The following is a 25,505-nucleotide window of genomic DNA, read 5'->3' as shown; positions in this document are numbered from 1 at the left end:
TCTGGTTTGGGGTGCCAAGTTTTTCTGCTGGAAAAGAAAAAACGGAGCGAGATTATCGCGCCGCTGGTATAGAACTATGTTCTCTTTCCACTTCTTGTAGAGCTTTTTCTGTCAGTTCATAATCTTCTACGACTCTCCAGTTATCGGGAAAGTCCGTGTGAATTTCCAGATTGTGGCGTTTCAGGAAGTATTCTGCGGCAATCTCATTTGAGCCATCACTGCATTTATCCTCTGGGTTCTCAAAGAAGTGGGCCTCGGTTTCCGCCCCGTCGGCGAACTCAACGTAGAACCCGCTTTCAGTAGTGTTGTTGGCAGCCTGATAGACCAGCACGGCTCCCGCGCCCTCCTGTGACTTGTCGGCGTTTTGACTTTGCAGGTCTTTCGGGCTTATGTATACTTCTTGTTTTTCCCTCGGCTGCATAATGTCGCGCGCAAGCTCAAACAGTTTCTTGGAAAGAGGATGGAAGTAACCCGGCAGATCCAGCCAAAACCAGACCCCGTTCTTCCAAAGTGAGATGCTCGGGTCAGTTGACGCTCTGCTTTCTATCACCAACCCCATTTCAGTAAGTTGCCGAATAAGGCTTCTGGCAACCTCCTGATCATTTGTGTAAATTCCTGACCAACCAGCCATTTATGCATCCTCCTTCCGGAAAGTTTTCCTGAATTTGAACGAACAGGACATTTTAGCATACTTTGACTTTCCTGTCCAGATCCTTGCGATCAGATTTCTCCTCACCCATAAACACTTCGACTGGATCAACTTGAACGGGTTATGCGTTGTTCGAACCTATTGGAATAGCAGCATTGGAAATTGCTATGCCCTATTCAAGAAATTTACAACGTCTTCCATTATTTGATAGGCCACCGGGAAGCTTGGCAAAGTTTTCGCTTGTTCTATGGTAACTAAATGCAGGTCACTTCTAATGTCTCCTTCTTTTGTGTGGTGGAATTGGTCGAATCCTGGAAATGGAGCAATGTAAACGTAAACAGCGCTAATGTCTCCAGCCCGAGAAACTTCGTATTTTCTAAAAAAACGTAAATTTTTTGCTTCGTATCCTAGCTCTTCTTGAACCTCTCTTTTCGCTGCTACTAGGGGGTCTTCCTTTGTTTTGATGCCGCCACCAATAAAGGCCCATTTTTCCGGAGAAGACTTTCTTTTGTGCATTAGCAGCTTGTGACTGATATCGTAAAAAACAACAACTGATACCGGATTCTCGTTCATATTGGTAATTATAACATAAAAAGGTTCAAACTTCTCATCATCCGTAAACAGAAAAAGCCGCAACTGAGAGGATTTTTCCCTCTCCGCCTCTGGCGGATCGGGACTTCGTCGCGAATACCAATTTTATAGAACATATTGAGTCGCATCTTGAAGCAGGTAACGGGAATTCTTTTCCTCTCCTCGTTCCTCCGGCTCAGAAAAACCTGGGAAGTCCACCGGACCTCCCTTTAATTCCCCAAGTTCGACCAAAATAAAACTACTCACAAGGGGCAGTTTTATTTTGGTGAGCGGGTAACGGGAATTGAACCCGTTTCTCCACCTTGGCAAGGTGGCATAATACCGGTATACGATACCCGCAAGTATTAAATTTTACTTCAGCATCATGCTATCAAATAAGTAATTTGTTCGCAAACATCTATTCCACGTGAAACATTAATGTTTCACGTGGAATTATAAAAATGTTTCTCATGAAACACGAAGAGTTCTATAAATGAACAGCGTTTTCATGATGACGAATCTCTTTTATGTTTCCCGTGGAACTTTCTATTTCAACAGCAATTACATCAATTTGCCACGGCGTGTCCGCCTTAATCTTGTTTTTAGAGAGGTATAGACTGGCCAATCTTATAAGTCTTTCTTGTTTTTTGCCGTCTACGCGCATTTCTGGATCATATTCCTTCTTAAAACTTCCTATGACAAGCGTTTTTACTTCTACAAAAACTAGACTTTTCTCTAAAAATGGCCAAAATCCAACACTTTTTTCTGCTATTATGTCTATTTCCCCCATTCTTCCTAGGTGGAAGTTTCTGTGGATGATGCGGTAATTATTGTTGATAAGAAAACTTGATGCGGCACCTTCTCCTGATCTGCCTATTTCCGTACGGCTATCCATGATTAAAAAATGTTTCCCATGAAACATGTGGCCCTGTTTCATAGAAAAACACACTAACGTTTCACATGGAACAATTTATTGTGGGCGCACTAGGATTTAAACCTAGGACCCTCCGCGTGTAAGGCGGATGCTCTAATCGCTGAGCTATGCGCCCAATAATCTACGACTTAAACGGCCTCTTCGCCATGTCGAGCCATGCGGCGCTTAAAGGCCATGCTGAATAGCTCGACATCACTAGGGGATAGAAGGTCCGGATACTTATCCATGAGTTGTTTTCTATAGGCTTCGTTTTTCTGCTGTTCTTCCTCTATAAGACTCTCAACGGAACTTCCGAACCCCTTACGAACATGTTTTTTATAAATCGATGCCCTTGTTTGCTTTTCGCGTTCCAGAAAGGCGTTAAGAAGAGCTGTTCGAAATGTGTAGGGAAACGCGAGGTCAGCCTTTTCAATCGCTTCCCGCTCAATGAGTTTTCTAATTGTCGAGGTAAGCCCGTTCGCATCAACCGACTCGCCGAGAAAGCTTTTTGGCGAACCCAGCGCTTCTTTTGCCTCTAAAACAAGCCGCTGGATGACGTCAAGCTCTTTTTGGACAAGAGCAGAAGCTTCCTCGCGCTGCCGTTCTCTTTCTGGATCTTTTCTCCCTTCTTTTTTTGCCTGGCTAAGCCTGGCCATGATTTTTTCAATTTCCCATACACGTTTTTCATGTGCTTCATAGGCATTTTTGAATTTGCTGTAAAGCTCTTTTTCTTTTTGGGAAGCGTCACCGGACATATGAATGGATGGTTAAATATCCTAAATAGAGCTTAGCAGAAAAAATGAAGCTTCGCCAACAGAACTAATGGTTTCTTGACGCGGTGTTCTGGTGCGGGGCGAAACCCCGTACCGTCCCGCCTTGGCGGGACTGGTGCGTGGATGAAAAAGAAAAGCGGCGCAGTGGTGTGCGCCGTCTTTAATAAAAACTTGTTCGAATTTTGAACGGAGTTTTTGGATTACATGCCTTGCTGCAAGCGCTCATTAACAATTCAGCGCCCTGCGTATTTCTTCAAGTGCCCAAGGATTCTGTAGCGCTACTTCGCCCACATCCTTTCCTTCAAGCATAAGCCGTAATGCCTTGTGCGGCACCTTGTTTGCCTGGTTCACCGGAAGCTCTCTGACGACATAAACCTCATCGGGCTGTCCGAGCGCTCCATAGGTTATTTTCGTGTGGGCCCGCACATCGTGCAAAAATTCCTTCACATTTTCCACGAATGCCCCGTCTATTACGACGAAACAAACGATGCGGTCGTGACCGTTCTTGTCGGTCGTGCTTATCGCGGCGACGTCCCGAATACGCGGTGGTCCGGGAAATGCCTTGAGCGCGCTCTCAATTTTTACCGGATCATGTTTCACCCCATCCCTTATAATAAGATCATCCGATCTCCCGAGATGGAACCAGAGACCATCCTCGTCAATGATCGCCCGGTCGCCATGCCACCAAAGATGCGTCCCATGAGAGAAATAGGCATCTAAATATCCCTGAGGATCTCCGAAAAAGCTCCTGGTCATGGAAGGAATAGGGGAGCGGCAAACCACATCTCCCGCCTGTCCGCGGACAGAATTTCCTCCATCATCACAAACGTCTGAACCAGTTCCAAGAGCCGCCATCCCGACCGTTCCTGCCTTAAGGGGCATAATGGGAAGAGCGGACCCAAGGCATCCAAGCACCTCGGTGCCGCCGAATATATTGACGATGGGAAGCTTCTTGTCTCCAAATGTCGTGAAGAACCAGCTCCAAAGTTCTGCGTCAAGAACTTTTCCAGTGGAGCCAAGGATCCTAAGGCTCGAAAGATCATGCCGACCGTACTGCTCGGAGCAGTCCCGCAGTTTCTGAAGGTGGCCGGGCGTTGTGCCTAAGATGGAGATGCGCTGCCGCTGGATGATTTCAAAGATTCGGTGCGGCGTCGGGTACGCGCAAGATCCTTCGATAAGGACCAGCGTAGCGCCAAAGAACATCGTTCCGATTATTTCCCATGGCGCCATCATCCATCCAAGATTTGTCGTCCAGCAGAAAACGTCGTTTTCGCGGCAGTCAAAAGCGTATCCCACCTCCTTTACAACCTGTGCGAGTGCTCCTCCGTGAGTATGGACAATGGCCTTGGGGCGCCCGGTCGTGCCGGAAGAAAAAAGGATGAGCGACGGCGTCTCCGCGTCAAGTGCCAGTGTTTTAACAGCGGGCTTATTCTCTGCGGACGCCAGCAGAATTCCAAATTTATTTATACGCCCGCCGGAAGGACCTGAAACGCTTTCTCGTTCTTCCTTGCTTGCGCCAATCCTTGGCACAACTACGACGGTTACGGGCAACGTACTGTCGGATCCTATGGATTCAATCGCCGCCTGCAGACTTTTTTCTTCTCCTCCGCGACGCAAACTTTCGTGAATAAATAGCATCTTTGGAGCACCGCGACGCAAAGTTTCGGCAAGCTCCGCGGGCGCGTGCCACGTTCCGGTCTGAAGGCACGTTGCGCCTATTTTAAAGGAGGCGAACATGACAGCAACCGCTTCAATGGTGAGGTCCATGCACATTGCAACAACATCACCCTTCGCCACCCCGACGCTCGTCATAGCCGCAGAAATTTTTTCTACCAAATGCGCGAGTTCTCCATATGTGATTTTGCGGATCAGACCATCCTCTCCCTCCCAGACAAGAGCATCTTTTTTGGATTTTCCGTCGCGAAGATGGCGGTCCAGACAGTGATGGACGATGTTGAGCCTCCCGCCCAAAAACCACTTTACCCACGGCATTCCCAGCGAGTCGTCAAAAAGCGCATGATACGGCGTATGCCACTCGAATCCGAGATCTTCCAGTGCGGCGGTCCAGAACCAAGATACATCGGCATTCGATTTTTCTATAAGCTTCCTGAAGTCTGCGATACCGTGTTTCTGCATAAAGCTCCCGATGCGCGAATCTTGCAGATGCGTTTTGGTCGGCATCCAGTCAAATTGGTCTTTCGTCATGAGATCCCTCCGATGGAATGATGCAAAAATTATAAAAGAGCCATATATAATACCGTTTAGCATTGCGCCAACGGACCGTCAATGTGTTTTGCGAAATAAAAAGGCGCACGGAAAGTGCGCCAAGAAGTTACTTTTTGTTTGCGTCCCGGCGAAGCGAACGGGTTATGCGGTCGAGCCGCGTGATCGTCTCAAGCTCTGTCTTGTTGAGCAAGAGCGTTCCCTCGATGACAAAGTCAGTCAGAGGAGGACTGGTCAGTCCCTCTCCGCTTGTGTTGAGTGCGTCCTCTACCCAATGAAGCAACAGTGCAGGCTCTTCAATGGTCAGCACAAGATCTGCCGCGCCATAAAGATTGCTATAGAAGGGCCCATCATGCACGGCAAGCGTTCCGTCCTGAATAGCAAACCAGAACGTTCCGCCGCCGGTATGAACCACGATATTACGTTTCCAGTTTGCCAGGTCCTTTGTTGCGCGAGAGCTTGCGGCGATGCGTTCGCCAAGAAGCTTAAATCCATTGGCTACTTTTTGACGCGCCTCCATGCGTTCAGGTGTTGCGGTCCAATGAGGCTCCTCAACCCTGTTCCACTCAAGGTCGCTTTCCAAGAGCGGGCTTTTGGCTATTTGCGTCTCGGTAAGTTCCGATTGCGGAACCGCAAAGATATCGCGAATCTCGCCACGCCGCACATCACGGAACACGATTTTCACCGGAGTTTCTTTTCCAAATATCCCCGGACGAATAGCGCCCTTGGTTGTCTGCATGCGCAGAAACAGGGCTGTGTCGGCAAAGTTGTGGTCTTCTGTGGCTAAGTATACTCTACCGGTCGCAAACGGAACTTCTTCCTTGAATCGCGCCGGAGCAAAAACAGTAATGACGGGCGTCGCTACGGTTATCCCGACGTCCTGCACGTACTCTTTTGTCATTTTCTCGAAATTGCACGGAGGACAGAGCTTCTCGAATGGCGGCACGATGATATGTCTACAACTCGGACATCGGTGCCCGAAGATGCGGCACTCATCGCGCAGAGCAAGGAAGAATGCGGAAAATTCCCCCTGGGCATGCTGTATGCCGGTGAACATTGCATCGTTTCGGACAAGATACGTCTCCCCGTCTCTTCCCACAACCTCGTGCATACCCTCTTCGGGTAGCATGGCTGGCGGAATGACGAATTTTTTCTCGGTTGCCATGTTACGACCTCCTTTCGAGCACGAATACGGAGCCATACATCGAAAGCGATGCGCCCGTGCCATGAATCATGCCAAACTGAAGATTGCGTTCGCGGAATTCACGCATCACGCTCCAAGTTGACATCATGTTCGAGCCGCCCACAAAGTGGCCGCCGAAGACAAGACCTCCGGAAGGATTTACCAAGAGGCGTCCGCCGGGCATAATAATACCTTCTTCCACTAGGTCATTTGCCCGACCAAGCGGTGTAACACCCATCTCGGCAAGCGTTATCATGAACTGCGGAATGTACGCATCGTGCAGCTCAATGATCTGAATGTCGTTAATGGAAAGATGCGCCATCTCAAGAGCCTGCTTTGTGGCAAGATAGTCGGAATAGATGCGATGCAGGACTTTATAGCGGCTGATATCGCGTCCCACAAAATACGGCTCATTTGCCGCGCCGACGCCAGAAATCCAGACGGGGGTCTTTCCGATGCGTTGCATACTGCGTGCCACGTCTTCGGAGGCAAAAATAAGCGCACAGGCCCCTTCGGTGTATACGCAGGTCTCAAGCGACCTGATCGGATAGACGATGTAGCGCGACCGAAGCACTTGGTCTGCCGTTACTTTCTCTCCCAGACGCTGAGCGTATGGATTGTTCTGCGCGTGCTGGCACAACAATTCCACAACTTTCGCGCGAGCCATCGGAGCGAGGTCTCCTGGATGTTCGTCCATGTACGCTTGTACAACCTCCGCGTAACTTTCCGAGGCATGCGCACCAAGCGGACGCTCGAACCACGGATCCCACGAATAACCAATGGTCTGCACCACGGCAGGTGTGGCGCTACGCGCCTCATAGTCATAGCAATCCAGCGCCTTTTCAACGCCGAAAACCACGACAAGGTCATACTGGCCGCTTGCGACCATGTTATGGCCCGCAAGCATTGAGTAGGCTCCCGTTGCCCCACCGTTTGAAACGCGTATCAGAGGCTTGTTCGCAAGTCCGACAATGCCCTGGAGACCCGATTCGGGAATTGCCTGAAATTCAAAGATGTCGTTGTAAATACCCGCAACACCGGCCTTTATTTCGTTGATATGGATGCCCGCGTCTTTTACGGCGTCGGCAACCGCCTCTTGTGCAAGGTTCCAAAATGTTCTCTCGACCCACCGCGACCGACACTGCGTCATTCCCGAGCCGATTATCGCAACTTCTTGATGCATAATAAGCGCCCCCTTCTTTGTGAACTTGTTCTTAAATTTCAATGAACCGGAAGAAATTAGACTAACAAATTAGCCACGATTGTCAAGGATTGTTTTTTATTCAAAAGTTTTTATTTGACAGCGCGAAGAGACCTTGTTACGCTTTCGCTTGTCTTTAGATTGGTCGTGTGCTATCTTTTCTAACATCATGCCTACAATCCACCAGCTTATTAAGAGTCCCCGAAAGTCGCAAAAAGTAAAATCAAAAAGCCCCGTGCTGACCCGCGGGTTTAACGTGCTTAAAAACAGGCCGAAACTTTATAGTTCGCCCTTCAAGCGCGGCGTGTGCATCAGTGTAAAAACCATGACCCCTAAAAAACCGAATTCCGCCCTACGCAAAATCGCCCGCGTGCGGCTTACGAACGGCATGGAAGTTACGGCCTACATTCCCGGTATCGGGCATAACTTACAGGAACATTCGGTGGTGGTTATTCGTGGTGGACGCGTCAAAGATCTTCCCGGCGTGCGCTATCACATTGTGCGGGGAGTTTTGGATGCGGGAGGAGTGGAAAATAGAAAACAAGAACGAAGCAAATATGGCGTGAAACGGCCGCAGGATAAAAAATAAGATAATAAATCATAGAGTATGAGGCGTAAACGAAAACTAAAAACAACCATTCAGCCGGACGCAAAGTACGCGAGCGCCGTCGTCGCAAAATTTATTAATTACCTTATGGAGCGGGGCAAGAAATCCACTGCGGAGCGAATTATGTATACGGCGCTGGTCCGCATGGGCGAAAAAACAAAAAAGGATCCCCTTGAAGCCTTTGACGCCGCCATAAAAAACGCTACGCCGCAGCTTGAACTTAAATCCAGACGCGTGGGCGGCGCGAACTATCAGGTTCCGCGTGAAGTGCGGGGAGAACGGAAAATGTTTTTGGCGTGCAAATGGCTTATTAACGGGGCAAGGACCCGGAAGGGCAAGCCTATGGCGCAAAAGCTTGCGGAAGAGCTTATCGATGCGGCCAATAACACGGGATACGCGATAAAGAAAAAGGCGGACACTCACCGGATGGCGGAAGCGAACAAGGCATTTGCACACTTCTCCTGGTAAATTTTCATTAACGCGTTAACGGGTCAATTCTATCGGCATATTTCCACCAAAGGCGGATCCGCCTCAGGCGGGAGCTCGCCAACTCGTTAACGACATAACGAGTTTTTGTTTATGAGAGACTATCCTCTCGAGCGTATACGAGATATTGGCATCATTGCTCATATCGACGCCGGAAAAACCACCGTTTCCGAGCGTGTTTTGTTTTACACCGGCATCTCGCATAAAATTGGCGAGGTGCACGAGGGCGATACCGTGATGGATTGGATGGAGCAGGAACGGGAGCGCGGCATCACCATCACTTCGGCGGCTACTGCATGTTTTTGGACGCCCTACGGCAAAGACAAAAAGACGCACGAGTATCGCATTAACCTTATAGATACGCCGGGACATATCGACTTTACGGTTGAAGTAAAACGCTCCCTGCGGGTGCTGGACGGGGCTGTGGTAGTGTTCGATGGCGTTGCGGGAGTGGAACCTCAAAGCGAAACCAACTGGCACTATGCGGACGAATACCACGTACCGCGCATCTGCTTTATCAACAAGCTCGATAGGGCGGGCGCGAGCTTTGAGCGAAGCTTCGCTTCTATTCTTGAACGGCTGACCCCGAACGCCATACGCATGCATCTTCCTATTGGCGAGGAAGATAGATTTGAAGGAGTGGTGGATCTGCTTCTCATGAAAGCATATCGGTTTGAAGGGGAACACGGGGAGCGCATTGTGGAAAGCGTCGTCCCGGCGGATCTGCAGGAACGCGCCAAAGAACTTCGCCATGAACTTATTGAAAAAGTTGTGGAAAAGGACGATAAGGCCATGGAGCAGTATTTGGCCGGAGTCGAGCCGCCTATCGAAGAAGTAAAACGAATTATTCGCAGGGCCACCATTAACAACGCACTTATTCCTGTTTTGGTTGGCTCCGCCTTAAAAAATAAAGGCGTACAGTTCATGCTTGACGCGGTGGTGGATTACTTACCATCGCCCCTGGATCGTCCCCCGGTTACAGGAACTCATCCAAGAACGGGAGAAGATCTCGTTCGTTCTGCCGACGACCAGGCTCCGTTTTCGGCCTTGGCATTTAAAGTGGCCACCGATCCGTTTGTCGGCTCGCTCACTTACTTCCGGGTCTACTCTGGAAGGGTAGAGGCCGGGTCCTATGTGTATAACGCAGGGACCGGTGACAAAGAGCGCATCGGGCGCATTTTGCAGATGCATGCAAACCACCGGGAAGAAATCAAAGAAGTTTGGGCCGGTGGCATTGCCGCCGCGGTAGGGCTTAAGGGCACTACGACCGGGGATACGCTCTGCGACCTGGACAATCCCATCATACTTGAAAAAATTATTTTTCCGGAACCGGTAATTTCCCAGCGAATTGAACCAAAGACGAAGGCCGACCAGGAGAAAATGGGGTTGGCGTTAAAACGCCTGTCCGACGAAGATCCGACGTTTCGCATCAAGGGAGATGAAGAAACCGGTGACACGATTATCTCCGGCATGGGCGAATTGCACCTCGAGATCATTGTTGATCGCATGAAGCGGGAATTTAAGGTGGAAGCGAACGTCGGTACGCCACAGGTCGCATATAAAGAGACCATCAAAGGGACGGCTGAAGCCGAAGGAAAATACATCAAGCAGACGGGAGGACATGGGCAGTACGGCCACGTCTGGCTGAGGCTCGAGGCCCTGGAACGCGGAGCCGGATTCGAATTTGAAAGCAAGCTTCGGGGGGGCGTTATCCCGCAGGAGTACATCTCGGCGGTGCAAAAAGGCGTAAAGGAAGCTATGGAGCGGGGAGTTGTTGCCGGATACCCGTTGCAAGACATGCGGGTTACTCTTTATGATGGCTCATACCACGACGTGGACTCTTCCGAGATAGCTTTTAAAATTGCGGCATCCATGGCGTTACAAGAAGGCGTGAGACGCGCAAAGCCCATTATTTTGGAGCCGGTAATGAAAGTAGAGGCCGTAACGCCAGAAAAATTCCTTGGAGACGTTACCGGGGATCTATCCAGCAAGCGGGCGCGCATAGAAAACCTGGGACAGCGGGCCCAGTTGAAAATTGTTGACGCGGCGGTACCACTTGCAGAAATGTTCGGCTATGCCACAAAGCTCCGCAGCATGACGGAGGGCAGAGCTTCCTACACAATGGAGTTCTCCAGTTACGAGGAGGTGCCACGCAATGTTGCCGAAGAAATCATTAATGGAAGAAAAAAATAATGGGCCAAGGCTGGCTCACAGCTACTCTCAAAGGAGTGGCGCGGGCTTGTCCGGCGCCGTCTTATCTGCTAGCATTGTAGTGGTATGGAATTAACTCAAGAGATAAAAGAATTTCTAGAGCACGGTGGAAAGGTTCTGGTCCTTGAAGAGGGCCAACCGAAATTTGTTATCTCCGTATTCGGGGATTATATGAACACGGCGCGCCAAGCCCACCAGAAAAACGTCGAAAACAAGAAGGCGTTCGTGATCGGCAGGCCCGAAGGCGCTTCCTGGGCAGATGCGGTGCAAAAAGGAAAAATAGAAGAAATTAACCGAGAAATCGAAGAAGTACAAAGAGAAGATTTTTTTTCTCCTGTCTTGTCCGGTCAACACGATGTCCAGCAGACGCCGACGGGGCGCTTCTACAGAGAGCTTGAGTAGCCCAGTGAATACGCACATCAGTAAAAATCCATTTTTAAAAAATTTTTCATGAGCGAGCTTGTCCATCCTCGACACCCCAGAGAAGAACGCACGCTGCTGCTTGTTAAGCCCGACGGCGTAAAGCGCGGGCTAACCGGAGAGATTATTCGCCGTATTGAGATGCGAGGCTTTAAGATCATCGGCCTTGCAATGGTGTGGGCGACGCGGGAACAAATAGAAGGGCATTATGATAATAGCGACGCGTATGCGAAAAGTTTGGCGGGGAAAACGAAAGCAACTTATGAGAAATATGGCATTGATGTAAAGGCAGAAATGGGAACGGATGACGATCTGGAAATCGGCCGAATGGTAAGGTCGTGGCTCGTGGAATTCATGCTTTCCGGTCCCATTATGAAGGTGGCCATCAAGGGGGTGCATGTGGTGGAGGGCATCCGTAAGCTTTGCGGGCATACGATGCCGGCCCTGGCCGAGATGGGAACAATTCGCGGTGATTTTTCAACGGATTCCGCCGCTTGCGCCAACCGAGACCATCGTACGGTACGAAACCTTGCACACGCATCCGGAACTCCGGAAGAGGCGGAGAAAGAGCTTGCGTATTGGTTTTCGGAAAAGGAGCTTCATGACTACAAACGCGCTGAAGAAGACGTGATGTATTAATTTGGCACGGGTTGTGGTATACTATACATAGCTTCACGGAGTGTTTGGGTATAAACGTTTTAGTACAATCTTTCTTTCTTTGGGAACCCCATAGTATCTTCTTTTGATGAGTGTCCGTCCAAGGACGTTCAGATAAAGAAGATTGCGGGCACCCACCTGGAGACCAGCTGAATACGGTGTACCTGAAGTCCGCGAAGCTATCAAAAACCCCTCTTGTGAGAGGGATTTTTGATAGGAACGCGGGTGTTGTGTTTTTTCTCCATATACGATATAGCTGATAGTGATTTTGCACCTTGAAAACTACCCCAACGCTTCTGTTTTTTTGAATTAAAGAAGTCGGGGTCCCGGCCTTGAGTCGGGAAAGATCAGGAGGATGTTATGCGTTTTCTGCGCGTCGAACGTCTTTGGAGAACGGTAAAAAAACACAGGATAGCGACCATTCTGACGTTTTTTTCTGTGTTCGTTGCATTGTGGGTTTACGTGCTTCCATACGATCTGCCGACCGAAGAAGAAATGTTCGGATTTTCTCCACAGCTTTCCGGGAAAATAATCACATCGGATGGCGTGCCTCTTGGAGAGTTCGGTAGAGAATACCGGACTTTCGTTCCTTACAAAAATATTCCAAAAACCCTTGAATACGCCGTACTTTCCGCAGAGGATAAAGAGTTTTGGTGGCATCCGGGAGTTAATCCGTTTCGAATGATTATTATGGCAATCGAGAATTCTCTTGCGGGGAAAATTAAGGGCGGAGCTTCAACGATGACCCAGCAGGTTGTTAGGATGCGTTTTTTACAGGAAGAGATGTATCGCGAATGGCATAAAAAACCATCTGGGAAACACGAAAGGTGGTTTAGAAAAATCCGGGAAGCGCGCATGGCGCTTCGTTGGGAGTTTGTGCTCTGGCGCCACTTCGGATGGAATCGGAGAAAAGCCAAAGAGGTAATTTTTGAACAGTACGCTTCATTGGTCTTTCTTGGAAGGTTCCCGAGTCCCAAAGGAGGCGCACCGCAATACGGATTTGTTGCGGCGTCAGATTTCTATTTCGGGAAAAAGCTTGCGGATCTAGAGCCGCACGAAGCCGCGCTTCTTGCGGCACTCATCCAAAATCCCGTCAAATACTCTCCCTTCAAAAAAGGGAACGAGGAAGAGGCTCTTGGACGAAGATTCATCGTACTCGATCGGATGCATAGGAACGGCTATCTTACGCGAGATCAATTTGAGACGTACATTAAAAAACCTCTTGGAGTAAGGGACCTGCGCACTAATCCGTGGAACGCGCGCAGCTTTGCTCCGTCAGCGGTCGGCTTTGCCCTTGAAAGCCTTTCCAAGGAAGACCGGGACCGCTTATATCTTTTTGGGCCGGCCGTCTTCACAACCATCGATGCGTCCGTTCAGAACATCGCGGATGCGGCTTTGGAAAATGGTCTTCTGGCATACCGCCAGCGCCATTACGACCAGCCGGAAAAACAAAAAAAGATAACGGGGCTTGCTTTGGTTCTTAAAAACAACGGCGACATTGTCGCTGTCTCTGAGGGCGGAACAAATCCTTGGTATGGATTTCGCTATCTCTGGCAGGCAAATCGCCAGCTCGGCTCCGCGTTCAAGCCGTTTGTCTACCTTGCCTTGCTTGCTCATGGGTGGGGAATCGGCAGAGACGACGAAAAACCCTGTCTGCTCAATGATGGATATGTAAGTGTGAAAATGGGCAATGGCAAAAGAAAAACAATAAATAATTACGACGGAAAGCACAAAGGGATAATTCCTTGTTGGCTTGCGCTTGCGGAATCACGGAACGCTGCGACAATGTGGGCGGTTCTGCATATGGTCGACATTAACGATGTGATAAGGATTGCCAAACAAGCGGGTCTGAAGGGGAATTTTTCGTCTTACGTCGACGCAAAAGGAGACGTTCATCACTATCCAACGGCAGCACTTGGCGCCGTGGAAGCTACGCCGCTTAATATCGCGCTTGCATACGCAACAATCGCAAACGGCGGGTGCTTAATTGACAAGGGGCGTATTGTTGATCGGGTGATGTATCCGACAGGAATACCGGAAGAATTTCCTGGGAAGGACTTTAAAAACGATTGTGCGCAAGTAATTCCTCAAGACACTGAGGCCAAGCTTCTTGCCATGCTTCGCGGCCCGATACTGTGGCAACACGGCACTGCGCACTACATACTCGGGAAAGGAAGCCCCTGGCTTAAAAACGGACCGCCTCTTCCTTTCCCCGTAATTGCAAAAACAGGAACAACAAATAACTTCAAAGATGCTTGGATCAGCATCTCCACGTGTGGCCAGAAAGGATATACGGTGCTTGTGTGGCTTGGTTTTGAAGACAACACCTCTATCGGAGACGATGCACATGGCGTAAACGATCCGCACAAAGAACCGGGCGGCAAAGGACCCGGAAAGATCGCAAAAACCATCATGGAGGATCTTTACCAAGACGTGCCTCCGGAAAAACTACCTACGTGTCCCGAGTTTTCCGAGCAAATGATACGGGACGCGATAACACAGGGCCAGACGGGTTTTTCCAAAAAATAAAACGCCAGCAGATTGCTGGCGTTTTTCTTGTGCGGTACACGCTTTTCATTGCTGTTCCGGAGCAAATCGCACCGCGCGAAGTTTTTTTTCGGATTCTTTTAGAAAAAATTCTTTGAGTTCGTGGGCGGCGAAGTGTGTTTCTGGGGAAAAGAGCCCTCTTGGAACAAAGATGGTAAGTATATTATTCTTATACGAAATTCCTGTACGCCTATCAAGAAGGTTTTGAAGAGTGGGGGATAAAGTGCCGTGGTGCTTTTTCAGAAAAATGTTTATGCGTTCGATCTCGTCGTATGTTTCGGATTTTTTTTCATATACGCTTTTCAACAGCTCTCCGAGTCGCTTCATAGGAGGTTTTTTGTAGCGCGAACCGCCTAATACGAGCGCAACGGCATAATAATATATCTTGGTCCGGCGCCCGCAAGCCCCTTAAGAAGAATGGGGTCTGTTTCGTTGTTGTTCTCAAAAGAAATCATTTCGTCGGAAATCTTCCCGAGGGCATCAAGGAAATACTGATAGTTAACCGATACCGTCACGTTTTTTCCGTTTCCGTCGCAAGAAATTTCGCTTTTGTGTTCTCCTATGTCGGCATTGCGGCTTTCTATAATATATTTTTTTTCTTCCGGAAAAATATTAATTTTTACCTCACGCGTCTTTCCGCTAAAAACGCTTGCGGCGCGCAAGGCCTGCATAAACTCTTCCCTTTTAAGATATGTTCTGGTTGTGCTTGATGTCGGAATAACTGCCGTATAATCGGGGTATTTTTCTTCGATGAGGCGGGAGATGAGCTCTTTTTCCTGTGTTTTGATGAGAATTTGATTGGCACTTAGTTTTAAGGTAACGGCTTCGGCCCCGGTGAATAAGCGGATTATTTCGTTTACGGTTCGCGTAGGTATAATACAGGTCGTTTCTTTCTTTGGGGTAGGGATTTTTAAAATAAATTCTCCGAGACGAAAACTGTCTGTTGCAGCCATGCGCAGTTGGTTTTTTTCAAAACTGCAAAAAACTCCCGCAAGCTCCGGCCGCAGGTCTCCCATTGAAGAAAGAAAAGTTAGGGAAGAAAGAGCTGAAAAAAATTCTTCTGCAGGCAGAGAAGTAGAAAAGCTTTCGGTTATTTCAGGAATGATAGGAAAATTAGTTGCGTCAAGTCCTTTAATGTCCGCCTTATGAGAGCCGGCATTTATAATAAGATTTGTTCCTTTTGTGTGGACTGTTATCTTTTCTGTATCCACATACATAAGAAAATTCAATAGGGTTTTTGCAGGAACGGTAAAAGATCCTTCCTCGTCCGCTTTTGATTGGAATGAAGCATGTATGCCTATTTCAAGGTTTGTCGTGGAAAGTGTGGTCTTCCCTTTTTCAACTTTAATAAAAATATTTTGAAGAATGGGAAGCGTGCTATTTTTTTCTATTATTCTTTCAACGGAGCTTGCCGCGTTTAGAAAATATGATCTGATGCAGGAAAATTTCATAGTTATACACCGGTATTATATATAATAAGATTTCTTTATATATAATATTTATAATGATTATTATTATGCGCTGTGGAAAAGGGGAAAATAGTTTTTTATCGCTGTTTATACAAAAAATATACTGTAAGAATTTTATAAAGGTGTGGAGGGCCTGGCTATAAGCGGAATATTTCAGTGAACAAAAAAAGAGAAAAATAAAATTATTTTTTTTGTACACACTCTATCCCATGTTTGCATACAGGCGCTCCCGAATGAGCCGGACCTCTTCCTGTAGCGTAAGGTTGTTTTCCAGTTCTTTTGTAATTTTTTCGCAGCCGTACATAACGGTCGTATGATCTCTGTTGCCGAGCTTGGCTCCAATGGCCGGATAAGAGCTTTGCAGCTCTTCGCGCAGAAGATACATGGTTATTTGTCGCGGTCTTACCACCTCTTTTCTCCGGCACTGGTTTACAATTTCATCGAGGCCGATATCGTAGAAATCCGACACAGCCTTCATAATATCCCGTACCAAAATCATCCGTTTTGGCTGATTTATAAGGCTTGAGAGGATTTTCTCTGCTATTTTAAGAGAAGGAACTGTTTTGGTGTGTTGTACGTAAGCGGCTATTTTATTAAGCGCTCCCTCGAGCTCTCTAATATTTTTCTGGATTTTCGTAGAAATATACATAAGCACGTCATCGGGAAGCGCAATATTTCTTTCTTCTGATTTTTTCTTTAGAATCGCAACACGCATCTCAAGCTCTGGTATGCCAACATCGGCGACCATGCCGCCCTCAAAACGGCTCCGTAGTCGCTCCTCGATGCCTCCTATGGCTTTTGGAGGGCGGTCGGAAGAAAGGATGATCTGTTTATTGTTGGCAAAAAGATGATTAAAGGTATGAAAAAACTCCTCCTGAGTCTTTTCTTTTCCGGAAAGAAATTGGATATCGTCGATAATAAGCACATCGCAAGCCCGATAGCGCTGTTTAAATTCTTCAATACGCTTATCTTGGAGCGAATTGATAAGCTCCGTCGTAAAACGTTCCGCGGCTATGTACTTAACTTGCGCTCCGGGGCGCTTTGCGAGTATTTCGTTTCCGACCGCCTGCATAAGATGCGTTTTTCCAAGCCCAACTCCCCCATAGATAAGTAGGGGGTTGTATACCGTACCGGGGCTTCCTGCAACGGCGAGGGAAGCTGCGTTTGCCAATTCGTTTGAAGAACCAACGATAAACGAAGAAAAGGTATAGCGGGTATTGAGGTTCGCTTTATTTACCAGAACCGGCTGTTCAAGTTCACCGACGCTAAGCTGGTCGTCGTAGGCAAAAGATTCCTTGTCCATTTGAGTCTCGGGGGAGACATCAAGGTGTTCTCGGCGCGGAGGCGGACTGTAGGAGCCTATGACATACTTCACCTCTTTAACGTCCGGAGATGTTTTGCGCAACGATTTAAGGATAAATTTGTTATATTTATTCTCCAACCACTCTTGTGTGAACCCGTTCGGGACGCTGACGATCACGGCGCCGCTTTCGTGAGCAGAAATAGAAGTGTTTTTAAACCAGGTAACGAAATTTGCCCTGGAAAGCGTAAGTTCCATTTCGCCCAACACGGTCTGCCAGAGATCTTCATTGGTCATATGCAGGAGAAAAAATTATCTTATAATGCATGCGAAGAACGCAGGCAATAACAATGAAAATAAATTCACACAACGGAAGGTAGTATAGCACGCAGAAAAAAACTTAAAAAATAATCCCCATCTGTGCAGAAGTTGTGGATGAAAATTAACTATTGACGAGCATACACGAAGAATGTATTCTTTACAAGAATGCTAGCCCTTACCTACAAACCAAAGAAGCGCAGAAGGCGTCGTGTACACGGGTTTTTAAAACGCATGCGACGTACCGGCGGAAGACGGGTGGTGCAAAGACGACGCCGGAAACACAGAAAGAAGTTAGTTGTGTAGTCCTGAAACCGCCTTCTATGCTCTCCGGCATTAACAGGTTGAAAAAGAGACAGGACGTTCTTTTTGTGTTGGAAAAAGGAACGCAGACCCGAGGAAGATTTTTCCGCCTGAAGGCTTCAAGAACAACAAGGATAGCGCCGCCTCGCATAGCCGTTATAGTGAGCGCCAAAGAAGCAAAAAAGGCGGTTACAAGAAACTCTATAAAACGAAGAACAAGGGAGGTTGTCAAGAAATGTATGCCCGCCCTCTTCGGATATGATCTGCTTATCTTTCCTTCAAAAAACATCCAGGACGCAGATTTTTTTGATTTAGTAAAGGAGCTTACTTATCATGCGAACACTCTCAAAAACCGCAACAAATCTTATTGAGTTATACCAAAAGACCGTCTCGCCGGACCACGGAATCATCTCGTTGCCATTTTTGAGCGGGTCGTGTAAATATTATCCGTCGTGCTCGACGTACACTAAGCAGGCGATACAAACAAAGGGTTTTTTGAAAGGGATAGCGCGAAGCGCTTGGCGAATAATGCGCTGTAACCCGTTCTCCCAAGGAGGATACGACCCCGTCTGATTCCGACACCGATAGTATGTGTCCGGCAAGCGCGTGTGTGGGCACCAAAAGGCCGTGTTTTAAAAATCATTCTATGCCATCGGCGCTTTATTAGCGCGAAGGCCCAATATTATGAATATTTTTATAAGTATTTTCAATGAAGCGCTGTATCGGCCGATCTTTAATGCGCTTATCGGCATTTACAATATCCTGCCGCACCACGATATTGGAGTTGCCATCATACTTCTTACCATTCTTATCCGTGTTATTCTGTATCCGTTCTCTCTTAAAGCCCTTAGATCACAAAAACGCCTTCAGGAGTTGCAGCCAAAAATAAAAGAGTTGCAAGAAAAACACAAAGACAAGCGAGAAGAACAGGCAAAAAAGCTCATGGAGCTGTATAAGGAGCATCGCGTAAGCCCGTTTTCCGGTTGTCTACCGCTCTTGGTGCAGTTTCCGGTGCTCATCGCGCTTTATCGGGCATTTCTTAATGGCTTGAAGCCGGATGGGATTGTCGGACTTTATTCGTTTGTTAGCCACCCCGGCCTGATCAACCCCTTGTTTTTGGGGCTTATTGACCTGACGAAGAAAAACGTATATCTTGCAATCTTGGCAGGAGCTGCGCAGTTTTGGCAGTCGAGACAAAGCATTCCCAAGGCCCACAGCGTGGCGAGAGAAGGAGATATGGCAAGGGTAATGAATACGCAAATGCTTTACTTTATGCCGTTATTTACCGTTTTTCTAGGCATTACGTTTCCGGCAGGACTTGCGCTTTATTGGATAGTCTACACGCTGTTTACCGTGTTTCAGCAATGGCACATGCAGCGCGCCAAGGCCTCTCTTCAAGAGACCCAATAATAATTTTCGTGTATGACCGACCAAAGCCCAACAGCATCAAATCAACAGGAAACTCTTCGAAAAACCGCGGAGGCCCTTCTTCGCCTCATGGGATTTTTCGATATTTCCGTTTCGTTGCGGCAAAACGCTCCCGATGAGCCGCTGACGGTTGCCGTTTCCACGGACAATGCGGGCATGCTCATCGGCGAACAGGGCACGAATCTGCGCGCCTTTGAATATGTGACCAAACTTATTGTGCGGCGGATGCTACCGGAAGGCCCGCGTTTTATTATTGATATAAACAACTATCGCGAAGAGCGCGTAACTGAATTACGATCGTACGCGCGGGAAGTCGCAAGCAAAGTGGCCAGAGAGGGGCAACAGATAGAGCTTGAGCCCATGTCAAGTTATGAACGCCGCATCATACACTCCGAACTTACCGCCCATCCGGACATCACCACGGAGTCGACCGGAGACGGGCTCGAACGGAGAGTTGTGGTTAAGCCGCTGCAACAATAAAAATGCACACAAAAAAAGGCGTCGCGGCTAATACAGGGGTCTCGGTTATTACACGAACGCTGGGATTGGTACTGGCGTTTTTTAGTTTGAGCTTGGTGACGCGCGGATTAGGGCCAGACAAGGCCGGGGAATACTTTACCATTCTTGCATACGGAGGCATCTTCAACGTTCTTGCCGACCTTGGGTTGTATCAGACGCTTCTACGCGACATGTCGCGCCCGGGCGCGGACGATGCGGACATCTTTTCCAAATTCTTCTCTCTGCGGGTGGTTTCACTTCTCGTTATTCTCGGAGTTGTCGCCCCCCTCATCGCGCTTTTGTTCCCCTATAGCGCCTCGGTAAAAGTAGGTATCGCAATCGGCTCTTTCGCGTTCGTCTGCTCATCGCTCATTACGTTCTTTATCGCGGTATTCCAAAAATATCTGCGCATGCGGGTGGTTGCGGCGGGAGAATTTGTCTCACGCATCGTGCAGGTGGCGCTCACGCTTTGGCTTTTGCAGGCCGGCTACGGGGTTATTGGGGCGTTGCTCGCAATGCTTGGCGCAGGCATCGTGCAACTTGGTGTCGTGGCGTTTTTTGCCCGAAGGCACATTCTCTATCGTTTCACGCCCGATCTTGGGGCATGGAAGATCATTCTGCGCGTCTCCTACCCCATCGCGCTCTCCACAATATTCTCGTTCATCTATTTCAAAATAGATTCGCTCATGCTTTCCCTGCTTAAGCCCTCCTACGATGTGGGCGTCTACGGGCTCGCGTATAAAATACTGGAAACCATCGTTGCCTATCCGCCCATTTATATAGGACTGCTCGTTCCGGTCTTTGTACGTCACGCCTCGGAAAACCGGGAAAAGTTCTTTCACACGGTCCACCAGGCATTTGACGCGCTCTCCTTTATCGCATTCCCCATGCTTGCGGGGGGCTTAATGCTTGCGCCAAAGATCATCGCGCTTTTCGGAAAAGGATATGACGATTCGGTGCGGACGCTTATGATATTGCTTGGCGCGACATTCGCGATATTTTTCGGCACACTCTACTCAAACATGCTCATTGTCATCCACAAACAAAAGACGCTGGCATATATTTATTTTTGGGGCATGATTCTTAATGTCGGCGCGAATTTTTACGCCATCCCTCACTGGTCCTACATAGGCGCGGCATGGACCACCCTGCTTACCGAAGTCGGTGTTACTATTGCGATGATTCTATTGCTCAAAAAATTCGGATGGTTCAGCGCGGCTCTTAGACGAATTCCCCGCATCGCGCTTGCAAGCGTGCTTATGGTCTTCGTGCTTTTTCTTTTCTCTTCGCAGTCCATCCTTATACTTCTTCTTATAGGGGCAGTAAGTTATGGCGCTTTCGCATTCTTGCTAAAAGCGGTTTCTGTCGCGGAGATTCGGGGACTGGCAAGGCCCTCTTTAAAATAGTTCCTCGCAGGCTGTTTTTACTTCGGGTATACTTCTATAAGTACCCGCTCTTAGAGATGAACTACTTAAAGAAAAAAGTGAATCAGCTTGAATATTTCGAAAGCGTTGCTATTACTGCTCTCGTATTACTTTCTTTTTATCTTGGAGGAGCGATTCATCAGGTTTTTTTAAAGGCAATCGCCCTTCTTTTTCTTTGTTTTATCGCCACAGGTGTCATCATCTTAATTGAACGACTCAAAGACACCAAGACGGCATTCAAAAAAGGCATTAACGGTGAGCAAAAGGTTTGGAACGTGCTTCAGGGGCTAGCCCCTCATTTTGTTTTTTTCAAAAATCTGACAGATGGACCTGGGACCGCAGATATCGACTTTCTTGTTATTGGACCGAATGGTCTGTTTGCGATTGAAGCAAAAGAAGTTACGGGAAAAATTGAATATGATGCACGGAATAAGGAAATAACAGTCAATGGTTTTTTACAAAACTATCTCTCCCAGGCGAGACGGGAAGCGCGCTGGGCTCAAGAGAGAATCGGTGCATCTTTTGGCATTACCTTCGTTCGTCCTATATTAGTTTTCACTGCACCCGGCACGCGACTTTTGGTAAATAACAAAGTCGATCTAGTTGAGATTCTACGACTTGAGGATTTGGAGAAATTCTTGCGCGGCGCGGAACCTAGTCCGGTTCTTTCTACAGAAAAACAGAATGACGTTGTTAGGAAGGTTTCAGACATGCTTAATTTAAAAGAGCTACCCCAGCGCTTTGCGCCCAAAAGCATAAGTAAGTTTTCGCTGGGGGAGAAGAGTCGGTTTAGATAAAAGAGATTATACAATAAAGCAAATTCCAAACCAGACGAACTAAGACCGTCTGGTTTTTCACATTTCACTTACTGGGACGTGGTATACTGTCTACATGGCGCTCGTGATAACCATTGGTATTGCCACAATAAGCTTTCTCTTTTTTTTGCGGTGGCCCACGCGGGGTCTTGCGCTTTTATTTTTTTTGCTCCCCTTCTCTGTCGCGCTCAACCCCTTTCCCGGCTTTGACCTTGTTCTTTTGCGAGTTTTGGTGCCGATGTTCTGGTTTACGGTATTTTTAAAATATCCAAAAACATTCCTCCCAGAATTAAAAACGCGCCCCGCATTGCTTTTGGGGTTATTTTTAGTAGTCGCGTCTCTTGCGACATTTTTTGCCGTGGAAGTTTCGTGGGCTTTGCGGAAACTTTTATATGTTTGGTCTCTTACTCCTCTGCTTCCTGCCATCGCCGCGCTTTTTAAAGAAAAGCCCGATAGCCGGGCTTCGTTGATAAAATTTCTTCTAGCGGGGGGCATTGTGGCCGCCCTCTTGGGCATTACGCAATTTATTTTGCAGTTCTTTTTCGGAACGGAAGATCTCTTTCGTTTTTTTGCGGGACTCGCGCCATATCTGCACGGAGAAGAATTTGGCGCGCTTATTGCCGAATATCCCAGCTGGTTTGTGAACATCGGAGGAGCCGATTATCTGCGGGCATTCGCGTTCTTTCCCGATCCGCACATGTTCGCGTTCTATCTTGTGTTCGTATCTTCCTTGGCGCTGTCCATGCTTCTTGCGGCAAAAGACAGAAAACGTTTCACGTTTCTCGCCGCGCTCTATGCGCTTTTTGTAGTCTGTCTATTTCTCACGTTTTCGCGCGGCGGATATCTGGGGTTCCTTGCAAGTACCATTGTCGTCCTTGCGCTTTCGTGGAAAAAATTGAAACACGGCATTGCGCCCTATCTTGTTCTGGTTGCAGCGGCATTGTTTGTTCTGTTTATCGCGGGAGCTCCGGTTGTCGGACGCCTTGTTTCGTCTTTTGATGTTGCGGAAGGTTCCAATGCGGGACGCATTGATATCTGGAGGGATGCTACGGAAAAAACTTTGCAACATCCCTTTGGCGCGGGACTTGGAAATTATGCCGTCGCCGAAGACGGCAGCGTGGGCATCCGCAATCCCATTACGGCGCATAATCTGTATTTTGATATAGCGGTTGAGACAGGACTTCCGGGCCTTGTCGTTTTTATATTGCTTTTGGTGGCGATTTTTTCTGGGCTTTATCGGTCATGTAAAACGGACAATTTTTCTTCCAATGTTCTTACGATGGGGTTTGTCGGCGCTCTTGTGGGATTTTCCACGCATGCGTTTTTTGAGAATCCCCTCTGGGCCCCGGCAATATTTGTATTGTTAATGCTCGCCGCCGCCGAATCAGCTAAAAATCCATAAAGTTTTTATGTATCACATTCCCATAATTCTTTTCGGACTTACGCCGCTGTATCTTGTGCGATTCGGCGTATTTGGCATTCCTACGACATTGTTTGAAGCATTGCTGTATATTGCATTTTTTATCGCGAGCGCGCAGGCGAGCAGAAAGGGCGCGTTTAAAGAACTTTTTTCTCTGCCGCGCGAACATATGTTCCGCGCGGGGCTTTTACTTCTCGTGCTCGGCGTTATTTTTTCTGTCGCCCTAAATCCCACGCTCCGGTCATTGGGCATAATCAAGGGGTGGTTCCTTGATCCGTTCCTTATGTTCCTGCTCATACGAAATGCGGGCGACAATGTAAGACGCAAACTTTTTTCCGCATACGCCGTCTCGGGTCTTTGTGTGGCGCTTATTGCGCTTGGATATGTTTTTGCGGGCAGTGTGACATACGACGGAAGATTGCGCGCATTCTTTGAATCTCCGAATCATCTGGCGATGTATCTGGCGCCCGCGGCGCTTATTATGCTATGGCGGTTTGTGGTTACAAGTTCAAAACAAAAACGCATATTGTTTGGCATGGCCCTGGTCTCGCTTCTTGCCGTGTTATATCTTACGGGGTCCTTTGGTGCCTGGGTGGGAGTTGTGGGAGCGCTTGTCCTTGGCTTGTTCGTTCCGCGGCTTACAGCGAAGTTTCGCGTCATTGTTATTGTCATTGTTATTGTCGGCGGAGCGCTCACGCCTTTTCTCGCTACTCGCTTCTGGCCGTTTCTGCAAGAAATGTTTTATGTTCCCGAGCGTTCATCCGCCTCGTCGCGCATGATGATTTGGCGGAGCGCACTTGTCATCGGGAAAGACAATACTGTTTTCGGCATCGGCCCCGGAAATTTTCAGGACCGGTATCTTGCAGAACAAAAAAACTACCCGCCGTATCTTGAGTGGGCAGTCCCACAGCCACACAACATCTATCTGGCATTCTGGCTGCAAACAAGCCTTTTGGGCCTTGTCGGGTTTTTGCTTCTTCTTTGGTGGTTCTTCAAACAAACCCTCGACAATTGGACATTGGATCTCGGACATTTGGCATTCATCGTCATACTCTATATCTTACTCCACGGTGCGGTTGACACGCTTTATTGGAAAAACGACCTCTCGGTCGTCTTCTGGGGTTTACTTGCCATCGCCTCACTTCAATCCGTCTCCCATTCTTCAATGAGTTCCGGCTCGGATAAATCGTGACCTTCGTAATGCACCAGGTGCTCGGGAATCTCGGAAATGAATCTTGAAGGAAGGCGCCGTGAGCGTTCGCCGTGGGTCGTCCGCTCTCTTGCGAACGTGAGGTGCGCCAGGTCTTTTGCGCGCGTGATGGCCACATAGCAAAGCCGGCGTTCTTCGTCCAGCGCCTCTGGGTCATAGATACTGCGCGCGTGGGGTAGAAGACCTTCTTCACAGCCGGCCAAAAAAACAATGGGATATTCAAGTCCCTTGGCAAGATGCATGGTCATAAGGTTGAGCATGCCGCCGCTTACATCAATAGTGTCGGCGCTTGAAAAAAGCGCGATATCTTCAAGGAAGTTTTCGAGCGCCGTCGCCGGAGATATCTGGTCGTATTTTTTTGCGGTGCCGATGAGTTCTTCAATATTCTCCCACCGTTCTTCAAATTCGTCGGCGCGCCAGGTGCGCGAGGACGCGTAGGCTTCGCGCAGATAATTTTTATAGTTAATGGCCGACAAAAGTTCTTTGATAAACTGCGCCAGCGGTCGCGTGGGTTGTTTTTCGCGCAAAAGCCGCACCATCGCCTTAAAATCACGGGCCGCGGGGGACGCGTCGGCGGCGGCGTCCAATCCCCGCTCCACAATGCGCTCAAGGCCTACCTTGCCAATGCCGCGAGGAGGAATGTTGATAATGCGCTCCAGGGCCGAGCGGTCGTTTTCGTTTTTTAGATACCGAAGGAACGCCAGCATGTCTTTTACTTCTTTTCGCTCGTAAAACCGCGTTCCCCCGGTTATGCGATATGGGATGCGCTCGCGCAGAAGCAATTCTTCAAAAGGCCGCGACTGGGCGTTGGTGCGGTAGAGCACCACGGCATCGGATAGACTGACGCCTTTTTTCCGCATGGCGAGTATCTCGTCAATGA

Annotated in this window: 26 protein-coding genes and 2 tRNA genes; 15 read left to right on the top strand and 13 right to left on the bottom strand. The window is 48.4% G+C overall.

The window, feature by feature from the left end; genetic code table 11:
- Window positions 1-52: 52 nt before the first annotated feature.
- The 9 genes from Q7S09_00755 to Q7S09_00715 all read right to left on the bottom strand — a co-directional run bounded on the left by Q7S09_00755 (window position 53) and on the right by Q7S09_00715 (window position 7,494).
- Window positions 53-631, bottom strand: a complete 579-nt coding sequence (locus tag Q7S09_00755; protein MDO8557706.1) for a hypothetical protein — start codon at window positions 629-631, stop codon at window positions 53-55.
- 183 nt (window positions 632-814) lie between these two features.
- Window positions 815-1,222 (bottom strand): NUDIX hydrolase, encoded by a 408-nt coding sequence (locus Q7S09_00750; protein MDO8557705.1) that lies wholly within the window; start codon window positions 1,220-1,222, stop codon window positions 815-817.
- Window positions 1,223-1,508: 286 nt separating this feature from the next.
- Window positions 1,509-1,579: transfer RNA gene (locus tag Q7S09_00745), tRNA-Gly, on the bottom strand.
- Between the two features lie 127 nt (window positions 1,580-1,706).
- A complete protein-coding gene (locus tag Q7S09_00740) occupies window positions 1,707-2,156 on the bottom strand; it encodes a YraN family protein (GenBank protein ID MDO8557704.1) in 450 nt (149 codons plus the stop codon).
- Window positions 2,157-2,195: 39 nt separating this feature from the next.
- Window positions 2,196-2,268 (bottom strand) — tRNA-Val (locus Q7S09_00735).
- 13 nt (window positions 2,269-2,281) lie between these two features.
- Entirely contained in the window at window positions 2,282-2,887 is a 606-nt protein-coding gene (locus Q7S09_00730; protein MDO8557703.1) for a hypothetical protein, read from the bottom strand.
- A 243-nt stretch (window positions 2,888-3,130) separates the two neighbouring features.
- Window positions 3,131-5,110 (bottom strand): AMP-binding protein, encoded by a 1,980-nt coding sequence (locus tag Q7S09_00725; protein ID MDO8557702.1) that lies wholly within the window; start codon window positions 5,108-5,110, stop codon window positions 3,131-3,133.
- A gap of 127 nt (window positions 5,111-5,237) precedes the next feature.
- Window positions 5,238-6,293, bottom strand: coding sequence for a hypothetical protein (locus tag Q7S09_00720; protein MDO8557701.1), 1,056 nt, complete (start codon window positions 6,291-6,293; stop codon window positions 5,238-5,240).
- 1 nt (window position 6,294) lies between these two features.
- Entirely contained in the window at window positions 6,295-7,494 is a 1,200-nt protein-coding gene (locus Q7S09_00715) for a thiolase family protein (GenBank protein ID MDO8557700.1), read from the bottom strand.
- Between the two features lie 187 nt (window positions 7,495-7,681).
- On the opposite strand from Q7S09_00715, the gene rpsL reads away from it, so the two are divergent.
- The 6 genes from rpsL to Q7S09_00685 all read left to right on the top strand — a co-directional run bounded on the left by rpsL (window position 7,682) and on the right by Q7S09_00685 (window position 14,422).
- Complete coding sequence (gene rpsL, locus Q7S09_00710) at window positions 7,682-8,101, top strand: 30S ribosomal protein S12 (protein MDO8557699.1); 420 nt, start codon at window positions 7,682-7,684, stop codon at window positions 8,099-8,101.
- 18 nt (window positions 8,102-8,119) lie between these two features.
- Window positions 8,120-8,587: a 30S ribosomal protein S7 gene (gene rpsG / locus Q7S09_00705; GenBank protein ID MDO8557698.1), complete on the top strand. Its 468-nt coding sequence runs from the start codon at window positions 8,120-8,122 to the stop codon at window positions 8,585-8,587.
- Between the two features lie 111 nt (window positions 8,588-8,698).
- Complete coding sequence (gene fusA / locus Q7S09_00700) at window positions 8,699-10,798, top strand: elongation factor G (protein MDO8557697.1); 2,100 nt, start codon at window positions 8,699-8,701, stop codon at window positions 10,796-10,798.
- A gap of 84 nt (window positions 10,799-10,882) precedes the next feature.
- A complete protein-coding gene (locus Q7S09_00695) occupies window positions 10,883-11,218 on the top strand; it encodes a hypothetical protein (protein MDO8557696.1) in 336 nt (111 codons plus the stop codon).
- A gap of 48 nt (window positions 11,219-11,266) precedes the next feature.
- The gene (locus Q7S09_00690; GenBank protein MDO8557695.1) at window positions 11,267-11,875 is read left to right on the top strand and encodes a nucleoside-diphosphate kinase; all 609 of its coding nucleotides are present in this window, start codon (window positions 11,267-11,269) and stop codon (window positions 11,873-11,875) included.
- Window positions 11,876-12,253: 378 nt separating this feature from the next.
- Window positions 12,254-14,422, top strand: a complete 2,169-nt coding sequence (locus tag Q7S09_00685) for a transglycosylase domain-containing protein (GenBank protein MDO8557694.1) — start codon at window positions 12,254-12,256, stop codon at window positions 14,420-14,422.
- 45 nt (window positions 14,423-14,467) lie between these two features.
- Here the strand turns inward: Q7S09_00685 and Q7S09_00680 are convergent, their stop codons facing one another.
- The 3 genes from Q7S09_00680 to dnaA form a co-directional block, all read right to left on the bottom strand.
- Complete coding sequence (locus tag Q7S09_00680) at window positions 14,468-14,767, bottom strand: hypothetical protein (GenBank protein ID MDO8557693.1); 300 nt, start codon at window positions 14,765-14,767, stop codon at window positions 14,468-14,470.
- A 26-nt stretch (window positions 14,768-14,793) separates the two neighbouring features.
- Window positions 14,794-15,891, bottom strand: coding sequence for a DNA polymerase III subunit beta (gene dnaN, locus Q7S09_00675; GenBank protein ID MDO8557692.1), 1,098 nt, complete (start codon window positions 15,889-15,891; stop codon window positions 14,794-14,796).
- Window positions 15,892-16,111: 220 nt separating this feature from the next.
- A complete protein-coding gene (gene dnaA, locus Q7S09_00670; GenBank protein ID MDO8557691.1) occupies window positions 16,112-17,506 on the bottom strand; it encodes a chromosomal replication initiator protein DnaA in 1,395 nt (464 codons plus the stop codon).
- Window positions 17,507-17,695: 189 nt separating this feature from the next.
- Between dnaA and rpmH the strand changes: the two genes are divergently transcribed.
- From rpmH to Q7S09_00625, 9 genes are all read left to right on the top strand, one after another.
- A complete protein-coding gene (gene rpmH / locus Q7S09_00665; protein ID MDO8557690.1) occupies window positions 17,696-17,833 on the top strand; it encodes a 50S ribosomal protein L34 in 138 nt (45 codons plus the stop codon).
- Window positions 17,834-17,850: 17 nt separating this feature from the next.
- Window positions 17,851-18,201: a ribonuclease P protein component gene (gene rnpA / locus Q7S09_00660; GenBank protein MDO8557689.1), complete on the top strand. Its 351-nt coding sequence runs from the start codon at window positions 17,851-17,853 to the stop codon at window positions 18,199-18,201.
- Complete coding sequence (gene yidD / locus Q7S09_00655) at window positions 18,164-18,403, top strand: membrane protein insertion efficiency factor YidD (GenBank protein MDO8557688.1); 240 nt, start codon at window positions 18,164-18,166, stop codon at window positions 18,401-18,403. The genes rnpA and yidD overlap by 38 nt, the downstream gene beginning before the upstream one ends.
- Window positions 18,404-18,514: 111 nt before the next feature.
- Entirely contained in the window at window positions 18,515-19,240 is a 726-nt protein-coding gene (locus Q7S09_00650; GenBank protein MDO8557687.1) for a YidC/Oxa1 family membrane protein insertase, read from the top strand.
- Window positions 19,241-19,252: 12 nt separating this feature from the next.
- The gene (locus Q7S09_00645; GenBank protein ID MDO8557686.1) at window positions 19,253-19,738 is read left to right on the top strand and encodes a R3H domain-containing nucleic acid-binding protein; all 486 of its coding nucleotides are present in this window, start codon (window positions 19,253-19,255) and stop codon (window positions 19,736-19,738) included.
- Between the two features lie 2 nt (window positions 19,739-19,740).
- Window positions 19,741-21,162 carry a flippase gene (locus tag Q7S09_00640; GenBank protein MDO8557685.1) on the top strand — a complete coding sequence of 474 codons (1,422 nt, stop codon included), beginning with the start codon at window positions 19,741-19,743 and terminating at the stop codon, window positions 21,160-21,162.
- Window positions 21,163-21,218: 56 nt separating this feature from the next.
- Window positions 21,219-21,977, top strand: a complete 759-nt coding sequence (locus Q7S09_00635) for a nuclease-related domain-containing protein (GenBank protein ID MDO8557684.1) — start codon at window positions 21,219-21,221, stop codon at window positions 21,975-21,977.
- Window positions 21,978-22,071: 94 nt separating this feature from the next.
- Complete coding sequence (locus Q7S09_00630) at window positions 22,072-23,397, top strand: O-antigen ligase family protein (GenBank protein ID MDO8557683.1); 1,326 nt, start codon at window positions 22,072-22,074, stop codon at window positions 23,395-23,397.
- A 7-nt stretch (window positions 23,398-23,404) separates the two neighbouring features.
- Complete coding sequence (locus Q7S09_00625; GenBank protein ID MDO8557682.1) at window positions 23,405-24,607, top strand: O-antigen ligase family protein; 1,203 nt, start codon at window positions 23,405-23,407, stop codon at window positions 24,605-24,607.
- Here Q7S09_00625 and Q7S09_00620 read toward each other — a convergent pair.
- Window positions 24,559-25,505 (bottom strand): 3'-5' exonuclease (locus Q7S09_00620; GenBank protein MDO8557681.1); only part of this gene is annotated, 947 nt, incomplete at its 5' end. The two genes, Q7S09_00625 and Q7S09_00620, sit on opposite strands and share 49 nt — an antisense overlap.

It is taken from the genome of bacterium, assembly GCA_030649025.1.
Classification (GTDB): Bacteria; Patescibacteriota; Minisyncoccia; order JAUYLV01; family JAUYLV01; genus JAUSGO01.
The sequence above is the reverse complement of the archived record's forward strand: the minus strand, read 5'-3'. Positions and strand labels throughout refer to the sequence as shown.

Coding starts and splice junctions, on each gene's coding strand:
- Q7S09_00755 (MDO8557706.1), bottom strand. CDS start 631: ATGGCTGGTTGGTCAGGAATTTACACAAATGATCAGGAGGTTGCCAGA.
- Q7S09_00750 (MDO8557705.1), bottom strand. CDS start 1,222: ATGAACGAGAATCCGGTATCAGTTGTTGTTTTTTACGATATCAGTCAC.
- Q7S09_00740 (MDO8557704.1), bottom strand. CDS start 2,156: ATGAAACAGGGCCACATGTTTCATGGGAAACATTTTTTAATCATGGAT.
- Q7S09_00730 (MDO8557703.1), bottom strand. CDS start 2,887: ATGTCCGGTGACGCTTCCCAAAAAGAAAAAGAGCTTTACAGCAAATTC.
- Q7S09_00725 (MDO8557702.1), bottom strand. CDS start 5,110: ATGACGAAAGACCAATTTGACTGGATGCCGACCAAAACGCATCTGCAA.
- Q7S09_00720 (MDO8557701.1), bottom strand. CDS start 6,293: ATGGCAACCGAGAAAAAATTCGTCATTCCGCCAGCCATGCTACCCGAA.
- Q7S09_00715 (MDO8557700.1), bottom strand. CDS start 7,494: ATGCATCAAGAAGTTGCGATAATCGGCTCGGGAATGACGCAGTGTCGG.
- rpsL (MDO8557699.1), top strand. CDS start 7,682: ATGCCTACAATCCACCAGCTTATTAAGAGTCCCCGAAAGTCGCAAAAA.
- rpsG (MDO8557698.1), top strand. CDS start 8,120: ATGAGGCGTAAACGAAAACTAAAAACAACCATTCAGCCGGACGCAAAG.
- fusA (MDO8557697.1), top strand. CDS start 8,699: ATGAGAGACTATCCTCTCGAGCGTATACGAGATATTGGCATCATTGCT.
- Q7S09_00695 (MDO8557696.1), top strand. CDS start 10,883: ATGGAATTAACTCAAGAGATAAAAGAATTTCTAGAGCACGGTGGAAAG.
- Q7S09_00690 (MDO8557695.1), top strand. CDS start 11,267: ATGAGCGAGCTTGTCCATCCTCGACACCCCAGAGAAGAACGCACGCTG.
- Q7S09_00685 (MDO8557694.1), top strand. CDS start 12,254: ATGCGTTTTCTGCGCGTCGAACGTCTTTGGAGAACGGTAAAAAAACAC.
- Q7S09_00680 (MDO8557693.1), bottom strand. CDS start 14,767: ATGAAGCGACTCGGAGAGCTGTTGAAAAGCGTATATGAAAAAAAATCC.
- dnaN (MDO8557692.1), bottom strand. CDS start 15,891: ATGAAATTTTCCTGCATCAGATCATATTTTCTAAACGCGGCAAGCTCC.
- dnaA (MDO8557691.1), bottom strand. CDS start 17,506: ATGACCAATGAAGATCTCTGGCAGACCGTGTTGGGCGAAATGGAACTT.
- rpmH (MDO8557690.1), top strand. CDS start 17,696: ATGCTAGCCCTTACCTACAAACCAAAGAAGCGCAGAAGGCGTCGTGTA.
- rnpA (MDO8557689.1), top strand. CDS start 17,851: ATGCTCTCCGGCATTAACAGGTTGAAAAAGAGACAGGACGTTCTTTTT.
- yidD (MDO8557688.1), top strand. CDS start 18,164: ATGCGAACACTCTCAAAAACCGCAACAAATCTTATTGAGTTATACCAA.
- Q7S09_00650 (MDO8557687.1), top strand. CDS start 18,515: ATGAATATTTTTATAAGTATTTTCAATGAAGCGCTGTATCGGCCGATC.
- Q7S09_00645 (MDO8557686.1), top strand. CDS start 19,253: ATGACCGACCAAAGCCCAACAGCATCAAATCAACAGGAAACTCTTCGA.
- Q7S09_00640 (MDO8557685.1), top strand. CDS start 19,741: ATGCACACAAAAAAAGGCGTCGCGGCTAATACAGGGGTCTCGGTTATT.
- Q7S09_00635 (MDO8557684.1), top strand. CDS start 21,219: ATGAACTACTTAAAGAAAAAAGTGAATCAGCTTGAATATTTCGAAAGC.
- Q7S09_00630 (MDO8557683.1), top strand. CDS start 22,072: ATGGCGCTCGTGATAACCATTGGTATTGCCACAATAAGCTTTCTCTTT.
- Q7S09_00625 (MDO8557682.1), top strand. CDS start 23,405: ATGTATCACATTCCCATAATTCTTTTCGGACTTACGCCGCTGTATCTT.